At 74.3% G+C, this 16,265-nt stretch carries 18 protein-coding genes; 8 read left to right on the forward strand and 10 right to left on the reverse strand.

Features of this window, described 5'->3' with window-relative positions; genetic code table 11:
- The first annotated feature begins 80 nt into the window (after positions 1-80).
- Positions 81-803, forward strand: a complete 723-nt coding sequence (locus tag ACIP4O_RS09020; RefSeq protein WP_401573128.1) for a bifunctional DNA primase/polymerase — start codon at positions 81-83, stop codon at positions 801-803.
- Positions 804-855: 52 nt separating this feature from the next.
- On the opposite strand, the gene ACIP4O_RS09025 is transcribed toward ACIP4O_RS09020, so the two are convergent.
- The 5 genes from ACIP4O_RS09025 to ACIP4O_RS09045 are packed head-to-tail and all read right to left on the reverse strand — an operon-like array spanning position 856 to position 5,167.
- On the reverse strand, positions 856-1,875 hold the full coding sequence (locus ACIP4O_RS09025) for a hypothetical protein (RefSeq protein ID WP_401573130.1): 1,020 nt from the start codon (positions 1,873-1,875) through the stop codon (positions 856-858).
- On the reverse strand, positions 1,832-2,077 hold the full coding sequence (locus tag ACIP4O_RS09030; RefSeq protein WP_401573132.1) for a hypothetical protein: 246 nt from the start codon (positions 2,075-2,077) through the stop codon (positions 1,832-1,834). Before ACIP4O_RS09030 ends, ACIP4O_RS09025 begins: the two co-directional genes overlap by 44 nt.
- Positions 2,078-2,094: 17 nt before the next feature.
- Entirely contained in the window at positions 2,095-2,934 is an 840-nt protein-coding gene (locus ACIP4O_RS09035; protein WP_401573134.1) for a heme ABC transporter ATP-binding protein, read from the reverse strand.
- Positions 2,931-4,064, reverse strand: a complete 1,134-nt coding sequence (locus tag ACIP4O_RS09040; RefSeq protein WP_401573136.1) for a FecCD family ABC transporter permease — start codon at positions 4,062-4,064, stop codon at positions 2,931-2,933. Before ACIP4O_RS09040 ends, ACIP4O_RS09035 begins: the two co-directional genes overlap by 4 nt.
- Positions 4,061-5,167 carry a hemin ABC transporter substrate-binding protein gene (locus tag ACIP4O_RS09045; RefSeq protein ID WP_401573138.1) on the reverse strand — a complete coding sequence of 369 codons (1,107 nt, stop codon included), beginning with the start codon at positions 5,165-5,167 and terminating at the stop codon, positions 4,061-4,063. The genes ACIP4O_RS09040 and ACIP4O_RS09045 overlap by 4 nt, the downstream gene beginning before the upstream one ends.
- 190 nt (positions 5,168-5,357) lie before the next feature.
- Here ACIP4O_RS09045 and ACIP4O_RS09050 point away from each other — a divergent pair, with 190 nt between their 5' ends.
- The 4 genes from ACIP4O_RS09050 to ACIP4O_RS09065 all read left to right on the forward strand — a co-directional run bounded on the left by ACIP4O_RS09050 (position 5,358) and on the right by ACIP4O_RS09065 (position 10,059).
- On the forward strand, positions 5,358-6,809 hold the full coding sequence (locus ACIP4O_RS09050) for an HtaA domain-containing protein (RefSeq protein WP_401573140.1): 1,452 nt from the start codon (positions 5,358-5,360) through the stop codon (positions 6,807-6,809).
- A 104-nt stretch (positions 6,810-6,913) separates the two neighbouring features.
- Entirely contained in the window at positions 6,914-8,545 is a 1,632-nt protein-coding gene (locus ACIP4O_RS09055) for an HtaA domain-containing protein (RefSeq protein ID WP_401573142.1), read from the forward strand.
- Positions 8,546-8,765: 220 nt separating this feature from the next.
- The gene (locus ACIP4O_RS09060) at positions 8,766-9,437 is read left to right on the forward strand and encodes a PhzF family phenazine biosynthesis protein (RefSeq protein WP_401573144.1); all 672 of its coding nucleotides are present in this window, start codon (positions 8,766-8,768) and stop codon (positions 9,435-9,437) included.
- A gap of 262 nt (positions 9,438-9,699) precedes the next feature.
- Entirely contained in the window at positions 9,700-10,059 is a 360-nt protein-coding gene (locus ACIP4O_RS09065) for an SH3 domain-containing protein (protein ID WP_361329910.1), read from the forward strand.
- 95 nt (positions 10,060-10,154) lie between these two features.
- On the opposite strand, the gene ACIP4O_RS09070 is transcribed toward ACIP4O_RS09065, so the two are convergent.
- Entirely contained in the window at positions 10,155-10,859 is a 705-nt protein-coding gene (locus ACIP4O_RS09070) for a heme oxygenase (biliverdin-producing) (protein WP_401573911.1), read from the reverse strand.
- Between the two features lie 137 nt (positions 10,860-10,996).
- Entirely contained in the window at positions 10,997-11,854 is an 858-nt protein-coding gene (gene map, locus ACIP4O_RS09075) for a type I methionyl aminopeptidase (protein WP_401573146.1), read from the reverse strand.
- Positions 11,855-12,003: 149 nt separating this feature from the next.
- Here map and ACIP4O_RS09080 point away from each other — a divergent pair, with 149 nt between their 5' ends.
- Positions 12,004-12,237, forward strand: coding sequence for a hypothetical protein (locus tag ACIP4O_RS09080; protein ID WP_361329901.1), 234 nt, complete (start codon positions 12,004-12,006; stop codon positions 12,235-12,237).
- Positions 12,238-12,330: 93 nt separating this feature from the next.
- On the opposite strand, the gene ACIP4O_RS09085 is transcribed toward ACIP4O_RS09080, so the two are convergent.
- The gene (locus ACIP4O_RS09085) at positions 12,331-12,792 is read right to left on the reverse strand and encodes a nuclear transport factor 2 family protein (protein WP_401573149.1); all 462 of its coding nucleotides are present in this window, start codon (positions 12,790-12,792) and stop codon (positions 12,331-12,333) included.
- 74 nt (positions 12,793-12,866) lie between these two features.
- Positions 12,867-14,207, reverse strand: a complete 1,341-nt coding sequence (locus tag ACIP4O_RS09090; RefSeq protein WP_401573151.1) for an MFS transporter — start codon at positions 14,205-14,207, stop codon at positions 12,867-12,869.
- A gap of 85 nt (positions 14,208-14,292) precedes the next feature.
- On the opposite strand from ACIP4O_RS09090, the gene npdG reads away from it, so the two are divergent.
- Together npdG and ACIP4O_RS09100 are read left to right on the forward strand one after the other, a co-directional pair.
- Positions 14,293-15,000, forward strand: a complete 708-nt coding sequence (gene npdG, locus ACIP4O_RS09095; RefSeq protein WP_361329892.1) for an NADPH-dependent F420 reductase — start codon at positions 14,293-14,295, stop codon at positions 14,998-15,000.
- 153 nt (positions 15,001-15,153) lie between these two features.
- Positions 15,154-15,345 carry a hypothetical protein gene (locus ACIP4O_RS09100; RefSeq protein ID WP_401573153.1) on the forward strand — a complete coding sequence of 64 codons (192 nt, stop codon included), beginning with the start codon at positions 15,154-15,156 and terminating at the stop codon, positions 15,343-15,345.
- A 13-nt stretch (positions 15,346-15,358) separates the two neighbouring features.
- Here the strand turns inward: ACIP4O_RS09100 and ACIP4O_RS09105 are convergent, their stop codons facing one another.
- Complete coding sequence (locus ACIP4O_RS09105; protein ID WP_401573155.1) at positions 15,359-16,174, reverse strand: site-2 protease family protein; 816 nt, start codon at positions 16,172-16,174, stop codon at positions 15,359-15,361.
- Positions 16,175-16,265 lie beyond the last annotated feature (91 nt).

Consider the following 16,265-nt stretch of genomic DNA (forward strand, 5'->3'; position numbering starts at 1 on the left):
CCCCGGAAACAGGCCCGGTCCGTGATCACCCCGTACAGGTGGCACCATGGACGGATCACCGGGACGAAGTGAGAGGTGAGATGGGCGCAGCGCACGACCGGCGGCCGGGCAGGCTCACACAGTGGTGGCGGCGTGCCACCGGACAGCCCCCCGGCGGTGAACCCCCCGCACAGGACCGCACCGCGCTGCTGCTCGCCGTCGCCCAGGCCGGGCTGCCGCTCGCCCCCGCCGCGCACCCGGTCGGCCACCGCTGCTCCTGCGCGCGCGTCGGCTGCCCCACGCCCGGCAGACACCCCGTCTCCTTCGCCTGGCAGACGCAGTCCACGCACGACCGCGGGCAGATCGAGCGGTGGGCGGCGGCGGAGCCCGAGGCGAACTTCATCACGGCGACCGGCATGGTCCACGACGTGCTCGACGTGCCCTACGGCACGGGCGAACGGGTCCTCGCGCGGCTCGCCGGCGGCGGGGACGGCGGCGCGGAGGTCGGCCCGGTCGCGGTGAGCGACGACGGCCGGATGCTCTTCTTCACGGCGACCCGGGGAACACCCGAGGACGAGGACGAGTACTGGCCCTGCGAACTCGACTCGCACCCCGAGTCGGTCGACGAGCACCCGGGCCTGCGCTGGCACTGTCGCGGCAGCTACGTCCTGGTCCCGCCCGCGCGCCTGCCGGGCGAGGGGCTCGGCGTGACGTGGCTGCGCGGCCCCGAACACCCCCTCGTGGATCCGCTCCCGCTGCTCGCGGCCCTCACGGACGCGGAAGCGGTGGCGGCGGGCACGCCGGGGGAGGAGCAGGGCTGGTGAGGCGGGGGAGGCCCGGGAGAACCCGGCTCCCGCCGACCCCTCCCCGGGGACCTCAGCTCCCCTCCGCCCCCGTCAGCCCTTGGAGCCGGTTGAGGAAGACGACGGGCTTGCCCGCCTTCGGCACCTTCACCGTCTCGTTGGACGTGTACTCCAGCGTGTACGAGCGGTCCACGCGGCCCTTCAGGAGCGGCTTCGCCGCGAGCGGCGGGGTGACGGTGACGTTCGCCGCGCCCGTACGGCGCTCGTAGTGGCGGCTCGCGAAGAAGGCGAGGCTGCCGCCGTCGGCGGTGCGCAGCGCGTACGGGCGGAAGGCGCCCGTGTCGGCGGGCTCGTCGGCCCACTGGATCGTCCAGCCGGGGCGCTCGGCGTTCCTCGCGCGCTGCTCGCGCCAGCCCGTCGTGTGCTGCCCGGGTGCGAAGCGCGCGCCCCTGCCGTCCCGGAGGTACGTCGTGTACGCGCGGCTGAGCGCCCCCGGCGTCGCCGGGACGACGTACCCGTCCCCGTCCGTACGGAACTTCGGTATCTCGCCGGGCGCGAGGATCGCGAGGTACGTGGCCCGCCAGTCCGCCTCCGGCCCCGAGCGGGTGAAGAGGAAGAGCCAGCGGGTGTCGCGGGCCGGGTCGTCGTCCACGTCGCGATCGGTGTCGGTGTCGGCGACGAACCAGCGCGGCCAGCCCCGCTGCCGGGGTATCAGGTAGCGCACGTCGGAGACCTCCAGCGGGCTCGCCTTGGCGCCGCCCGCCGGGTTCTGCGCCTTGCGCGAGCGCAGGGTGTCCTGCGTGATGGCGCCGAAGGGCCCGGCGAGCACGGCGGCGTCCTTGGCCGGGGCGAGGTCGCGGGCCGCCTCGTTGTACGCGCTCCGGAACCGCTTCAGCGCGGTCGCCGCCTCGCCGCGCGTCGCGGCCGGTACGAGCGCCGTCTCACCGTGGACGGTGACACAGCCCGTGGCGGTCAGGGCGAGCGCGAGCCCGCCCGCGAGCAGCCCGCCCCGTACCCCGTACCGCCCTCTTGTCCCGTACGGGTCCCGCTCACCCCGCCGCAGAAGTCCCCGCGTCCTGCGCGCTGCCCTCATCGGCCGCCGTCACCCTCTCCCCGCCGCCCTTGCCCCTGCCCCTGCTGCGCCCGAACCCTACCGGGGCGAGGAAGAGCCCGAGGGCCGGTACGAGGTACAGCGTCCACACCGTGACCTGGCGGACGGCCGGGTCGCCCCGGCAGGCGAGGAGGAAGAGGCCCGCGTCGAGGCGCCCGAGCCGCACCTGCGCGGGCGAGGTCAAGTGCCGTCAGCCTCGCCCTACTTGACCGGGGTACGGACCGGGAGCACCAGCGGGCCGCCGGTCGCCGGGTGGGGGATGACCTCGACCGGCTGGCGGTAGACCTCGCTCAGGAGCTCCGCCGAGAGGACCTCGGCGGGGGGCCCGTCCGCCGTGACGCGCCCCTCGTGGAGGACCGCGACGCGGTGCGCGTACGCGGCGGCGAGACCGAGGTCGTGGAGCACGACGACGACCGCGTCCCCGGCCGCCGCCCGCTCGCGGCACACCCGCAGGACGAGTTCCTGGTGGCGCAGGTCGAGCGCGGCCGTCGGCTCGTCGAGCAGCACGAGCGGGGCCCGTTGGGCGAGGACGCGGGCGAGCGCGACGCGGGCGCGCTCACCGCCCGAGAGCGCCGAGAAGGGGCGCCCCGCGAAGGCCGCCGTCTCCGTCGCCGCCATCGCCTCGCGCACCGCCGCCTCGTCCTGCTCCTCGCGCTCCGTACCCGCCCACGGCGCACGGCCCATCCGGACCACCTCCTCCGCCGCGAACGGGAACGACACCGTCGCCGCCTGCGGCAACACCGCCCGCCGCAGCGCGAGTTCCGCCGCGCTCCACTCCCCGGCGGGCCGCCCCAGGATCTCCACCGCACCCTCCCGCGGCCGCGCGTCGGCCGCGAGCACCGCGAGCAGCGTCGACTTCCCCGCCCCGTTCGGCCCGACGAGCGCGAGCACCTCCCCGGCCCGTACGGGCAGTTCGACGCCGCTCAGCACCGGCCGCCCCCCGAGCCCGAGCCCGACCCCCGTCGCCCGCGCCACCGTCTCCCCGGGCACGGGGCGCTCCGGCAACCGCCGCGCGCGCCCACCCGTTCCGTACCACCTCACGCCCAGCCTCCCTGCTTGCGACGGGTCCTGCGCAGCAGCCAGAAGAAGAACGGGCTGCCGAAGAGCGCCGTCAGCACCCCGAGCGGCAACTCCGCCGGAGCCGCGACGGTACGGGCCGCGAGGTCCGCGCCCACGAGCACGAGCCCCCCGCCCAGCGCGCTCGCCGGGACGAGGAAGCGGTGCCCAGGGCCCGCCACCATGCGCAGCAGGTGCGGCACGAGCAGCCCCACGAACGAGATGATCCCCGAGACCGCGACAGCGGCGGCGGTCAGCAGCGCCACGACGAGCACGAGGACGAGCCGCAACCGCTCCACGTCCACGCCCAGGTGCCGCGCCGGGCGTTCGCCGAGCGCGAGCAGGTCGAGCTTGCGGGCGTACAAGGGCGCCACGGCGAGCCCGGCGAGGGCGCACGGCAGCACGGCGAGGACCTTCGGCCACGTGGCCTGCGCGAGGGAACCGAGCTGCCAGAAGGTGATCTGCGAGACCTGCGCGTTGTCCGCGAAGAAGACGAACAGCCCGATGAGCGCGCCCGCGAAGGCGTTGACGGCGATCCCCGTGAGGATCAGCGTCACCACCTCGGTGCGCCCGCCCGCGCGCGACAGCGTGTAGACGAGCAGCACCGTCGCGAGTCCCGCGACGAAGGCGAAGACGGAAACCGTCCAGTTCCCCAGGAAGTCGATGCCGAGCGCGATCGAGGCGACCGCGCCGACGGCGGCCCCCGAGGAGATCCCGATGACGCCGGGTTCCGCGAGGGGATTGCCGAACACGCCCTGCATGAGCGCCCCCGCGCAGCCCAGCGAGGCCCCGACGAGCAGCGCGAGCACGACCCTCGGCAGCCGCACGTTCCACAGCACGCTCTCGCCGACCCGGTCGAGCGCGTGCCCGCCGACGCCCACCTTGTGCGCGAGCGAGGCGAGGAGGTCGCCGAGCGGGATGTGGTACGCGCCGACGCTCGCGGAGACGAGGCACAGGGCGACGAGGGCGAGGACGAGGGCGGGGGTGAGGACGCGGGCGACGGGGCGGGGGGCCTTCGGGGAGGGGGCCCGGGGGGAGAGGGCGTCTTCGCGCGGAGGTTCCGCCGCGCCCCGCACGGGCGCTTCGTCGGCCCGTACCGCCTCCGAGGCCGTCATCCCTCGCCGCCCTTGCCGCTCGCGGACTTGCCGCCCGCGCTGCTCGCGGACTCGCCGTAGAGCTGGTCCACGAGCGTGGCCAGGACCTCGTCCGTGCGCGGGCCGTAGTTCAGGAGGACGCCGTCGTCGACCGCGACGACGCGGCGGTCGAGACCGGCGGGGGTCTCGGCGACGCCGGGGATCTTCAGGAGCCCGTCGACGCCGCCGACCGAGTCGAGTCCCTTGCTCATGACGAGGATCGCGTCGGGCGCCGCCTTCGCGAGGGCCTCGCTCGTGATCGCCGTGAAGTCCTTGCGCAGCCCGGACTCCTTGCCCGCGTCCACCGCGCCGGCCGCCTCCAGGAGCGAACTCGCCCCGGACTCCGCGCCGCCGAGGAGGTACACGGAGGCCGTGCCGCGCAGATAGAGGAAGGCGACGCGGGGATGGTCGGCGTGCGCGGGGATCTTCTTCCGCTCGGCGGCGAGGCGTTCGTCGGTGCGCCGGGCCAGCTCCTCGCCCGCGCCGGGGACGCCGAGGGTCCGCGCGACGGCGTGGATGCGCTCGTCGACGTCGTCGAGGCTCTTCGCGGGATCGAGGATGACGAGCGGGACGCCCGCGTCGCGTATCTGCTCGATCGCCTCGGCGGGCCCCGTCGTGGACTCCGCGAGGACGAGCGTCGGGCGCAGCGAGAGGACGTTCTCGGCCGAGACGTCGTGCGCGCGCGTCACAAGCGGCAGCTTCCGCGCCTGCTCGAAGGTCGCCGTGACGTCCCTCGCCACGACGTGGTCACCGAGCCCGAGACTGAAGACGAGTTCGCTGAGGCTCCCGGTGAGGGGCACGATCCGCGAGACGTCCTCGACGGTGACGGTGTGCCCGTCCGCCGACTCGACCCGCGCGGGCAGCTGTGGCGAGGGCTTCCCGGCGAGCGGTTCGACGCGGTCGCGGTGCGCGGCGGCGCCCGCCGAGGCCCGGGGGGCGCCCCCGTTCCCGCCGGAGCCCGAGCCGCCGTCCGTGCCGCAGGCCGCGACGGCGAGTACGGCGAGCAGTGCGGCGCCGAGCCGGAAGCGGGCCGAAAGCGGCGGCCGTCTCGCGGCCGTGGACGACGGCCTCAGTCGGGTGCGCACCTGATCAACCATCCTGTCGTGCTGGGTTCTTGCTGGGTTCGTGCTGGGTTCGTGCCGGTTTGTGGGGAACCGGGGGGTTCCCGGGACCACGGCATATAGATTAGGTTAGCCTTACCTCATTGACCAGGGCTTTGCCGGGTTGACCTCTCCTTTCCGTTCAGCCCCCGCCCGCCCCTTTCTGAAGGTGTCCATGAAGCACGCCTCGCGCCGCCCGGCACGTTCCGGGGCCCTCGCCTTGTCGCTGGCCCTCCCGCTCGCCCTGCTCCCGTTCGGCCAAGCGCACGCCGACGCACGCACGGTGAGCGGCGGCCGGCTCGACTGGGGTATCAAGTCCTCGTTCCAGAGCTACGTCACCGGGCCCATCGCGCAAGGCAGTTGGAGCCTGAGCGGCGGGGCCGGGACGGTCGGGGGCAGCCAGTTCCGCTTCCCGTCCGCGAGCGGGACGTACGACCCGGACAGCGGCGCGCTGCGCACGAGCTTCGCGGGCGGGGTGCACTTCGTCGGGCACAAGAAGGGCGCCTCGTACGCACTCGACCTCACCATCAGCCGCCCCACCGTCCACGTCGCGAACGGCGCGGGCACGCTCTACGCCGACATGCGGAGCAAGGCGAAGGGCAACGGGCAGTGGAGCGACCGCGCCCAGGTCCCGCTCGCCACCCTGAACCTCGGCGGGATCAGCACCAAGGGCGGCGGCACCCCGATCGGCCTCGCCGACGTGCCCGCGACGCTCACCGCCCAGGGCGCGAGCGCCTTCGCCGGCTACTACACGGCCGGTACGGCGCTCGACCCCGTCACGCTCTCCGTCGACGTCCTCGCCGCCGCCACCAAGTCCCCGGCCCCGTCGAAGAGTCCGAGTCCCTCGAAGGGCCCCGCGAAGAAGCCCGCAGCGAAGGCCCGGATCGAGGACGCCGCGCTCGACTGGGGCGTGCGCCGCACGTGGCGCGAGTACGTGACGGGACCTGTCGCGGAGGGCGGGTGGACGCTCAAGGAGGGCGCGCGGGACGGCGGCGCGCTCTTCCGCTTCCCGCGCGGCTCCGGTACGTACGAGGCGAAGAACGGCCGTCTCGACGCCGACTTCACCGGCACGCTCCGCTTCACCGGCGCCCACGACCTCGACCTGAGCATCGCCGCGCCGCACGTGAAGGTGCGCGCGGGCGCGGGCACGCTCAGCGCGAAGGTGCGCGAGGGCGGCGCGAAAGCACGTACCCGCACCCTCGTCACCTTCGAGGCGAAGAAGCTGAAGCAGGACGGCGGCCTCGTCCTGCTCACCGAGGCGCCCGCGCGACTCACCGCCGAGGGCGCCGAGGTCTTCGGCGGTGTCTATAAGGCGGGCACCGCGATGGACCCCGTCTCGCTCGCCGTCGCCCTCGACGACACCGCGCGACTCCCGGCCCTGCCCGACATCGGCAGCGACGCCTCCGCCGCGCCGGAGAAGGCCGCCAAGACCACCCCTTCCCCCACGGCGAGCCCCGTGGCGACCGCTGCCGCCTCCGACGACGACTCCCCGGCCGTGCCGCTCGCGCTCGGCGCGGCAGCCGTGGTCCTGGTCGCCGCCGCGGGCACGGCCGTCGGGCTCACGCGCAGGCGCAAGGCGCGCGCGGACGCCGGGGACACCACCGCGGGGACGACACCGGGCGAGTGACCGCGGGCCGTACCCCGTACGCGACGCGGCCCCCGCCCCCACCCCCAACACCCACCACCGTCCCCGCACCCGGGGACGGTCCACCCGAGGAGCAGTAAGCCACCATGGCAGTCACCAGACGCCGCAAGACCACCGTCCTGGCCGCCGCCGTCGCCTCCGCGGCGGCGCTCGGCACCGGCGCGCTCACCCTGCCCACCGCCTCCGCCGCCACACAGGGCGCGAAGGCACCGGCCCTCACGCTCAAGGACGGCACGCTCGACTGGGGCGTGAAGGAGTCCTTCCGCAAGTACCTCCTCTCGCCCATCGCGAACGGCGAGATCACCCCCGGCGACGGCGCCACGCAGGCGGCGGACAACGGCCCCTTCACCTTCACGGGCGGCACGGGCACGTACGACACCGGCACCCACGGCACGCACACCGCCTTCAACGGCAGCGTGCGCTTCGAGGGCCACGAGGGCGTCCTCGACATCAAGCTGAGCGACCTCCAGGTCACGACGACCACGACCGGTGGCGGCATCTCCGCCGACGTCACAACGGTCACGGACGGCAAGTCGACGACCGATCAGGACGTCGTCATCGCCGACCTGAGCCTCGCCGGCGTCCGGCCGGGCACGGGCGCGGGCGGCGCGATGGTCTTCGAGGACATACCCGCCACGCTCACCGCCGAGGGCTCCAAGGCCTTCCAGGGCTTCTACCAGGCCGGTGCCGCGCTCGACGCCGCGACCCTGACGGTGACCGCGGACAGCGGCAAGCCCTCGCAGGAACCGACGACGGGCCCGACGGACGGGCCCACCGGCAAGCCCACGGACGGGCCCACCGGCAAGCCCACGGACGAGCCGGGCGGCAAGCCCTCCGAGGAACCGGGCGGCGAACCCACCGGAGAGCCGGGCGACGAGCCCGGCGCCGAGCCGAGCGACAAGCCGACCGGAGAGCCCGGCGCCGAGCCGAGTGACAAGCCCGGCGAGACCCCCGCCACCTCCGGCGCCGTCGCCAAGGGCGCCCTGACCTGGGGCCTCAAGGAGTCCTGGCGCAAGTACATCGCGACGGGCGGCGGCAGCGAGGTCTCCGGCGGCGCGAAGAAGAGCGGCGAGATCTTCACCTTCCCGTACGCCTCCGGCACCGCCGACGCGGACGCGAAGAAGACCGACGTGGCCTTCGGCGGCGGAGTGCGCTTCACGTACAAGGCGCACGGGATCGACATGAGGTTCAGCGACGTCAAGGTCGTCACGAGCGGCACCGGCGGCACCCTCACGCTCGACGTCACGACCCCCCAGGGCACCAAGGACGACGTCGACTTCGCGAAGCTCGACCTCTCCTCGGCCTCCTACGCCGTCAAGAACGACGTGCTGACGCTCGGCCAGGTCCCCGCCACCTTCACGGCCGCGGGCGCCGCGGCCTTCGCCAACGACACGACCGGCTCGCTCTACAAGGCCGGCGACGCCCTCGACCCGGTCACCGTCAGCCTCGCCCTGAGCGAGGACGCCGACCTCCCGGCCGACGGCGCGGGCACGGGCGAGGGCGGCGGCACGGGCACCGGCACCGGCTCGGGCGGTACCGGCTCCGGCGCGAGCGGCTCGGGCTTCGGCACGGACGGCGCCACCGGCTCCCTCGCCTCGACCGGCGCGGGAGTGCCCACCGGACCGCTCCTCGGCGCCGCCGCCGCCGTCGTCGCGGCCGGAGCGGGCGCCGTGTACGTCGCGCGCCGCCGCCGCGGCGGCCCCACCGAGCAGGCCTGAGCCCGAGGGCCGGTGCGGCGGGGCGGTCCGCTGTCGTCACGTGACCGCCGTCCCGCCCCCGCGCCCTCGCCCCGGCCGGTGAGCGGCCACTCACCGGCCGGCGGGGCCGCGCCCCTTCGCGTCCGTACGCACGTCCCCCGTACGCGCGCGGGGCGCGGCCCCTTCGCGCGCGGTCCCCGCCCCGCCCGCCCCCGCGCCCGGATGCGGTTCAATGCGGGGCATGAGCACACCAGGCACCCCCGCCCTCGACGTCCTGCGGGTCTTCTGCGACGCCGCCGGGCGGCACGGCAACGCGCTCGGCGTCGTCCGCGACGGCGCGCTCCTCCCCGGCGACGCGGAGCGCCAGGCGCTCGCCGCGCGGCTCGGGTACAGCGAGACCGTCTTCGTCGACGACCCCGAGCGCGGCGTGCTCGACATCCGCACCCCCGGCACCGCGCTGCCCTTCGCCGGCCACCCGCTCGTCGGCTGCGCCTGGCTCCTCGACCTCCCCGAACTCGCCCCGCCCGCCGGACGTGTCGAGACCCGCTCGGACGGCGAGTTCACCTGGATCACCGCCCGCGCCGCGTGGGCGGCCGAGCGCGTCCCCGTCCGCTGCGCGAGCCCCGAGGAGGTCGACGCCCTGCCCGTCCCCGCGCCGGGCGGGGGCTGGCAGTACGCGTGGGCCTGGGAGGACGAGAGGGCGGGGCGGGTACGGGCCAGGGGCTTCCCCGGGCGCGGGGACGGCATCGACGAGGACGAGGCCACGGGCTCGGCGGCGATCGCGCTCACGGCGCACCTCGGGCGCGCGCTCAACATCCGCCAGGGCAGGGGCTCGCAACTGCTCACGGCGCCGGGACCCGACGGGTCCGTGGAACTGGGCGGGCGGGTGCGGTTCGCGGAGGGGGAACGGTGAGGGGGCGCGGCGGGCGGCGCGCGGGCGCGGGTAAAGGGGTGCTGGGGACGCGACCGGGCGGGGGCAAAGCTTCGGCGGGCTGAGGCAGGGGGCGCGCCCCGAACGGCCGCCGCACTCCCGGTGCGCCCGCCGCCGCCCGGGTGAAGCAGCCGTTTCGTTCTCGCCCCCGGCGCCCGCCGCGTGCGATCAAGGGACGTGACCGGGGTGCCGACGCCCCGGTCACGGCCCGGGACCCGCCCGGGCAACGGCACGGAGGAACTCAATGCGCGCAACCCGCACGGCCGCCGCTCTCGTGGGCGTCCTGCTGACCGGTACCGTCCTCGCGACCCCCGCGCTCGCGAACGACCAGACCGGCACCCAGACGATCACCAGCCCGGCCGCGGCCAAGTACGCCAAGGGCAAGGTCGTCTCGCGGATCGAGCTGAACGTTCGGGAGAAGCCCACCACCAACTCGAAGGTCCTGCGCACCGTCAGGCCGGGCGCGATCATCGAGCTGCGCTGCAAGATCATCGACGGCCGCCCCGTCGACGGCAACAGCGTCTGGTACCGCACGGGCTCGAAGGGCTGGGTCGCGGCCCGCTACGTGAAGAACCTGTCGTACGTGAAGCGCTGCGACGCGTGACACCCGCACAGGGATGAACCGCGGCGGCCCGGCACCCCCTCCTTCGGGCGGGGGCGCCGGGCCGCCGTTCCGTTCCTGTCGGGCCCGCGCGGCGGCTACGCGGCGGCGAGCGGGAACTCCTCGCCGAGCGCGCGGAAGACGCCCGTGTTGAGCGCGAAGGCGCGCCGGCACTCCTCCACGACCCGCTCCTTGTCCACCGCGTCGAGCGGCAGCGCGTCGAGCCGCTCGCGGTAACCGCGCTTGAAGGCGGCCGGATTCGGCACCGTCGCGAAGACGTAGAAGCGGACCCCGTCGCCCTTGCGCGCGAACCCCCACGTCCGCTCGGCCCTGTCACGGATGATCTGCCCGCCCGAGAGGTCCCCGAGGTAGCGCGTGTAGTGGTGCGCCACGTACCCGCCCGGCCAGCCCGCCGCGCACTCGGCCACCCGCGCCGCGTACGCCTCGGTGGCGGGGAGCGGGGCGAGCCCCGCGCGCCAGCCGGGCCCGCGCAGGTGCGCGAGGTCCCGCTCCAGCTCGGGGAGCCGGGCCAGGTCCGGATCGACGAACGGCCCGGCGACGGGATCGCCCGCGAGCGCGGCGGAGTGCTCCTCCAGGGCCCGGTAGACGAACCAGAGTTGCTCGGTGTACCGCGCGAAGGCGTCCACGCCGAGCCGCCCACCGAGCAGGTCGCTCATGAAGGTTGAGTTCTCGGCCTCGGTGTGCTGGGCGTGCGAGGCGGTGCGGATGACGGTCGAGAAGGGGGTCTCAGCGGACCCGGCGGCACGGGGGAAGCCGGGGGAGACGTCCGTCGAGGTGTCCAAGGAGGACCTCCAGGGCGTGAAGGAGTAGCGGAGCGTGGGGGAACCAGGCACGATCATCTAACTTAGGTATGCCTAAGTCAATGGGTTCCCGACGGGCTGTCGGCAAAACTCCGCGCGGCGCGCTCCGCCCGTCCGGCTCAGGGCGTCGTCAGGATCTCCGCCCCCGTCGCCGTCACGACGAGCGTCTCCTCGAACTGGGCGGTGCGCTCGCGGTCCTTCGTCACGACCGTCCAGCCGTCGTCCCACTGCTCGTAGTCGTAGGTGCCGAGCGTGAGCATGGGCTCGATCGTGAAGGTCATGCCCTCGCGCATCACGGTCGTGGCGTGCGGGCTGTCGTAGTGAGGCACGATCAAACCGGAGTGGAAGGACGTGTTGATGCCGTGCCCGGTGAAGTCCCGTACGACGCCGTAGCCGAACCGCTTCGCGTACGACTCGATGACGCGCCCGATGACGTTGATCTGCCGTCCGGGGCGCACGGCCTTGATCGCCCGGTCCAGCGCCGTACGGGTCCGCTCCACGAGCAGGCGCGAGCTCTCGTCCACGTCGCCGACGAGGTAGGTCGCGTTGTTGTCGCCGTGCACGCCGTCCTTGAAGGCGGTGACGTCGAGGTTCACGATGTCGCCGTCGCGCAGCACCGTCGAGTCGGGGATGCCGTGGCAGATGACCTCGTTGACGGAGGTGCACAGCGACTTCGGGAACCCGCGGTAGCCGAGGGTCGAGGGGTAGGCGCCGTGGTCGACCATGTACTCGTGCGCGACGCGGTCGAGTTCGTCGGTGGTGACGCCGGGCGCGATGTGCTTCGCCGCCTCGTCCATCGCCCGCCGCGCGATCCGCCCCGCGACGCGCATCCTCTCGATCGTCTCCGCGTCCTGCACCTCGGACCCGGTGTAGGGCGTGGGCGCCGGCTTCCCGACGTATTCGGGGCGGGGGATGTCCTTGGGGACACCCCGCACGGGGGAGATCTTTCCGCTTACGACAAATGACTGGCCAGACATGGGGTGAGTCTATGGCGGCCGGGCGGCGGGGGCGGGGCCGCGTACGGAGCCGGGCGGCGGGCTCCGTCCCGACTGAGCGGCCCGATCTCGGGCACGATGGGAGCGGAGCCCGGGGCAGCACCCGGCCGGACCGCGGAAGGACGGAGCGCATGGCTCTCTTCGGCAGGAGCGACAAGCAGGGCAGCGGCAAACCGGGCGAGTGGTACTACTGCCTGGACCACGCCAAGGTCGAGGAGGGCCCCCAGTGCCCCTCCAAGAACCGCATGGGCCCCTACGCCACCCGGGTGGAGGCCGAACACGCGATGGAACGCGCGGCCGAACGCAACCGCGAGTGGGAGAACGACGAGCGGTGGGGGGACGGGGGACGACCCGAGGAGCAGTGAGGGCCGGGGGCACCTCGCGGTCCGGAATCGCGTGACGGCGGCGGCCCGCACGCTCTCTGTGCTCCGCCGCCGTCGGCACCACGCCCGGCTCGTTCACTCCGTCTCTGTCTCCGTCTCCGTCTCCGTCTCCGTCGTCGGCGGCTCCCCCCGGGTCCACACCACACGCACCTTCATCGTGGTGAAGCGCCAGCCCTCCGCCGTGCGGCGCAGCCCGGCCTCCCAGCGGCCGCCCACGACGAAGAGGGGGTCGGCGCCGGGGGAGTGGTGGACGTGGACCATGTACGCGTTCCACGAGGCCGTGGCGTGGTCGGTCCCGAAGGCCGCGTCCGTCACGACGCCCGAGGCGAAGTGCTGCGTGCGGGCGAAGCGGAGCAGGGCGGTCTCGGCGGCGCGTACCGCCTCCGCGCCCCGCGTCGAGCCGACCGGGGCCTCCATGTGCGCGTCGTCCGTGAGGAAGGGGCGAGCCCACCCGGGGGTGAACTCGCGGGTGTCGAGCGCCAGGAAGAAGCGGTCGACGAGTGCGGTGATCTCTGCCTGATCCGTTCGCGCGGTCATGGACGGAGTCTGTGCCCTCAAGCCCGCTTGAGGTCAAGGGGCGGCAAAGAACAGGTCCCGCCGGGCAGTCGGGCTCAGGCCGGCTCCTCGGCGGGGGCCGCGGCCGCCGGCGGTACGGGGAACTGCCCGGCCCCCTTCCCGAGGTGCTCCCCGGCCTGCTTCTCCGCCCGGCGGCGCAGCGCGTCCGCGTCCGTCTCCGCGTCGTAGCGCACCATCTTGGGCAGTACGGCGGCGAGCAGCCCGACCGCCGCCACGCAGGCCAGGCCGCCCGACCACAGGGCCGTCCGCGCACCCGTCCAGCCCGCGACCGTACCGCCGCGCAACTGACCGAGCTGCGGGCCCGTGCTGAAGGACAGCACCTCGATCCCCGCGAGCCGGCCCCGCAGGCCGTCCGGGATCGTCTGGTTCCAGATCGTCGAACGGCCGAGCCCGCTCACCATGTCCCCCGCCCCTGCGAGCACGAGGAAGAAGAGCAGCAGCCACACGTTCGCGCTCCACCCGGCCGCGGCGATCGCGAGCCCCCACGCGGCGGCCCCGCCCACCACGAGCAGGCCGTGCGCGCGCACCCGCGCGACCCACCCGCTCGTCAGGCCGACCAGCAGCGAACCCAGCGAGATCGCCGCGTACATGAACCCGAGCGCCCAGGGCGCGCCGAGGTCGTCGGCGAGGAAAGGGAAAAGCGCGTCGGGGACGGCGAAGAGCATCGCGGCCATGTCCACCGCGTACGTCCCGAGGAGGACGGGCCGCGACCAGGCGTACGCGGCGCCCTCCGCGATCCCGCGCAGCGAGGGCCGCTCGTCCGTGCTCCGCGCGGGCGCGGGGGACAGACGTCGGCAGAGCATCACCGAGACCGCGAAACCCGCCGTCGTCAGCGCGTACGCCGTCGCCGTACCCGCCGAGGCGACGACGACGCCCGCGAGAGAAGGGCCCGCGATCGCGCCGAGGTTCGCGCGCAGCGAGTTGAGCGCGGCGGCGGCCGGGACCTGCTCGTGCGGGACGATACGGGCGATGAGCGCGTCAAGGGCCGGGCGCTGAAGGCCGCTCAGCCCCGAGACCCCCGCCGCCACGACGTACAGCGGCCACAGCGACGGGTGCGGCAGCAGCGCGTTGACGAACAGCACGGCGGCGAGTACCCCGAGCCCCGCCTCCGTGAGCAGGATGACCCGGCGCCGGTCCGCCACGTCCGCGAGCGCCCCGCCGTACAGCCCGCACACCACGAGCGGCACCAGCTCCACGAGTCCCATCGCGCCGACCGCGAACGGCGAACCCGTCAGCTCCTTGATCTGGAGCGGCAGCGCGACCACCGCCATGAAGCCGCCGAGCGAGGTGACGACGCCTTGGACCCACAGCCGCCGGAAGTCCGGCAGCGTCCGCCAGGGGGTCCGATCGGGCAGCACACGGGAGAGGAAGCTCACGGCGGACGACTATGAGGCAGAGAAAGGACGCGTGCCAGCGATTTTCCGCACGGAACGCACCCCTACTTGCCAGTAGGCTGCGGCCATGACTACCACGGACGATCACGCGCAGAAGCCGCCCCGCAAGGACCCCTGGGAACTCCCCGACGTCTCCCAGCTCGTCGTCGGCGTGCTCGGGGGCACGGGCGACCAGGGACGCGGCCTCGCCTACCGGCTCGCGCTCGCGGGCCAGAAGGTGATCATCGGCTCGCGGGCCGCCGAGCGGGCCGCCGGGGCCGCCGCCGAGATCGGGCACGGCGTCGAGGGCGCGGACAACGCGGAGTGCGCGCGGCGCAGTGACGTCGTGATCGTCGCCGTGCCCTGGGACGGTCACAAGGCGCTCCTCGAATCGCTGCGCGCGGACCTCGCGGGCAAGGTCGTCGTCGACTGCGTCAACCCGCTCGGCTTCGACAAGAAGGGCGCCTACGCCCTCACGCCCGAGGAGGGCAGCGCCGCCGAGCAGGCCGCGTCCCTCCTCCCCGACTCGCGCGTGACGGCGGCCTTCCACCACCTGTCCGCCGTGCTCCTCCAGGACCCCGCCGTCGAGAGCATCGACACCGACGTCCTCGTGCTCGGCGAGGCCCGCGCCGACACCGACCTCGTCCAGGCCCTCGCCCAGCGCATCACCGGCATGCGCGGCGTCTTCGCCGGACGGCTGCGCAACGCGCACCAGGTCGAGTCGCTCGTCGCCAACCTCATCTCCGTCAACCGCCGCTACAAGGCCCACGCGGGCCTGCGCGTCACCGACGTCTGACAGCCGCTGCCCGGAGCGAGCCCACGGAGCCGGCCCAGGGAGCCGGCCCAGGGAACCGGCGCAGGGAGCGAGCCCCCGGAGCGGGGCGGACCGGGGCATGGGGGACACTGGTCGGGCAGCAGGCCCGCCCGTCCACGACAAGGAGCCACCCCCATGCCCCGCCTCGCGCTCTACGCCCTCGTCGTCTGCGTCCTCGCCGTCGCCGCCGCCGCGGTCTCCTTCACGCAGGGAAGCTGGCTGGGGATCGTGTGGGTGCTGCTCGCGGGGGTCTCCTCGAACATGTGCTGGTACTACGTGCGCCGCGCGCGGGCCGAGCGCCGGGACGCCACGCCCGTCACCGGCTGAGCCCCGTCCGGCCTCAGCCGCCGAGCCCGCAGATCGGGTCCCGCTCCACCCAGAACCGGTACAGGTTCCGGCCGCAGTACGTGTCGAACTCGGGCACCCCGAGCGCCCGCAGCAGGCCGTGCATCGCGTCGAAGAACGCCACGTTCACCTCCGGCACCCACAGCAGCGCGAAGACCGCGATCAGCCCGAACGGGGCGAACGGCTCCACCTGCCGGCGCACGCCCGGCGAGAGCCACGGCTCGATCACCCCGTAGCCGTCGAGGCCCGGCACCGGCACGAAGTTCAGGATCGCCGCCGTCACCTGGAGCAGCGCGAGGAAGCCCAGCGCGTACTGGAAGGACCGCGGCACCCCGTCGAGCGCGTGCAGCCAGAAGGGGGCCGTGCACACGACGGCGAAGAGCACGTTCGTGAGCGGCCCCGCCGCCGAGATCAGGCTGTGCCGCCAGCGGCCCCTGATCGCGCCCCGATCGATGTACACCGCCCCGCCCGGCAGACCGAAACCGCCGAGGATCACGAAGACCACGGGCAGTACGACGCTCAGCAGCGCGTGCGTGTACTTCGCCGGGTTGAGCGTCAGATAGCCCTTGGCCTCGACGCTCAGGTCCCCGCCGTGCAACGCGGTCCGCGCGTGCGCGTACTCGTGCAGGCACAGCGACACGACCCACATCGCGGTGACGAAGAGGAACACCGCGAAGGCCGTCGCGTCCGCGTACCCGGTCCACACCGCCCATCCGGAGACGGCGGCCACCGCGACGATCCCGAGGAAGACGGGACTGACCCGTCGGTCCGAACGGCCGGGTCGCGGGCCTCGCGCGTACGGGGTCGCCATGGGGGCTGCTCCAAAGCTGGGGATCACTGCCCGGCTCACCGTCCGGGCCGGGTTCGGGCAAGAGTACGAGGACGGTACCCACAACGGGCGA

Source organism: Streptomyces sp. NPDC088923 (assembly GCF_044749745.1).
Taxonomy (GTDB): domain Bacteria; phylum Actinomycetota; class Actinomycetes; order Streptomycetales; family Streptomycetaceae; genus Streptomyces.

Bases quoted from the DNA above. Each gene is read 5' to 3' on its own strand.
- ACIP4O_RS09020 (WP_401573128.1), top strand. From the start codon at position 81: ATGGGCGCAGCGCACGACCGGCGGCCGGGCAGGCTCACACAGTGGTGG.
- ACIP4O_RS09025 (WP_401573130.1), bottom strand. From the start codon at position 1,875: ATGAGGGCAGCGCGCAGGACGCGGGGACTTCTGCGGCGGGGTGAGCGG.
- ACIP4O_RS09040 (WP_401573136.1), bottom strand. From the start codon at position 4,064: ATGACGGCCTCGGAGGCGGTACGGGCCGACGAAGCGCCCGTGCGGGGC.
- ACIP4O_RS09050 (WP_401573140.1), top strand. From the start codon at position 5,358: ATGAAGCACGCCTCGCGCCGCCCGGCACGTTCCGGGGCCCTCGCCTTG.
- ACIP4O_RS09055 (WP_401573142.1), top strand. From the start codon at position 6,914: ATGGCAGTCACCAGACGCCGCAAGACCACCGTCCTGGCCGCCGCCGTC.
- ACIP4O_RS09060 (WP_401573144.1), top strand. From the start codon at position 8,766: ATGAGCACACCAGGCACCCCCGCCCTCGACGTCCTGCGGGTCTTCTGC.
- ACIP4O_RS09065 (WP_361329910.1), top strand. From the start codon at position 9,700: ATGCGCGCAACCCGCACGGCCGCCGCTCTCGTGGGCGTCCTGCTGACC.
- map (WP_401573146.1), bottom strand. From the start codon at position 11,854: ATGTCTGGCCAGTCATTTGTCGTAAGCGGAAAGATCTCCCCCGTGCGG.
- ACIP4O_RS09080 (WP_361329901.1), top strand. From the start codon at position 12,004: ATGGCTCTCTTCGGCAGGAGCGACAAGCAGGGCAGCGGCAAACCGGGC.
- ACIP4O_RS09085 (WP_401573149.1), bottom strand. From the start codon at position 12,792: ATGACCGCGCGAACGGATCAGGCAGAGATCACCGCACTCGTCGACCGC.
- npdG (WP_361329892.1), top strand. From the start codon at position 14,293: ATGACTACCACGGACGATCACGCGCAGAAGCCGCCCCGCAAGGACCCC.
- ACIP4O_RS09100 (WP_401573153.1), top strand. From the start codon at position 15,154: ATGCCCCGCCTCGCGCTCTACGCCCTCGTCGTCTGCGTCCTCGCCGTC.
- ACIP4O_RS09105 (WP_401573155.1), bottom strand. From the start codon at position 16,174: ATGGCGACCCCGTACGCGCGAGGCCCGCGACCCGGCCGTTCGGACCGA.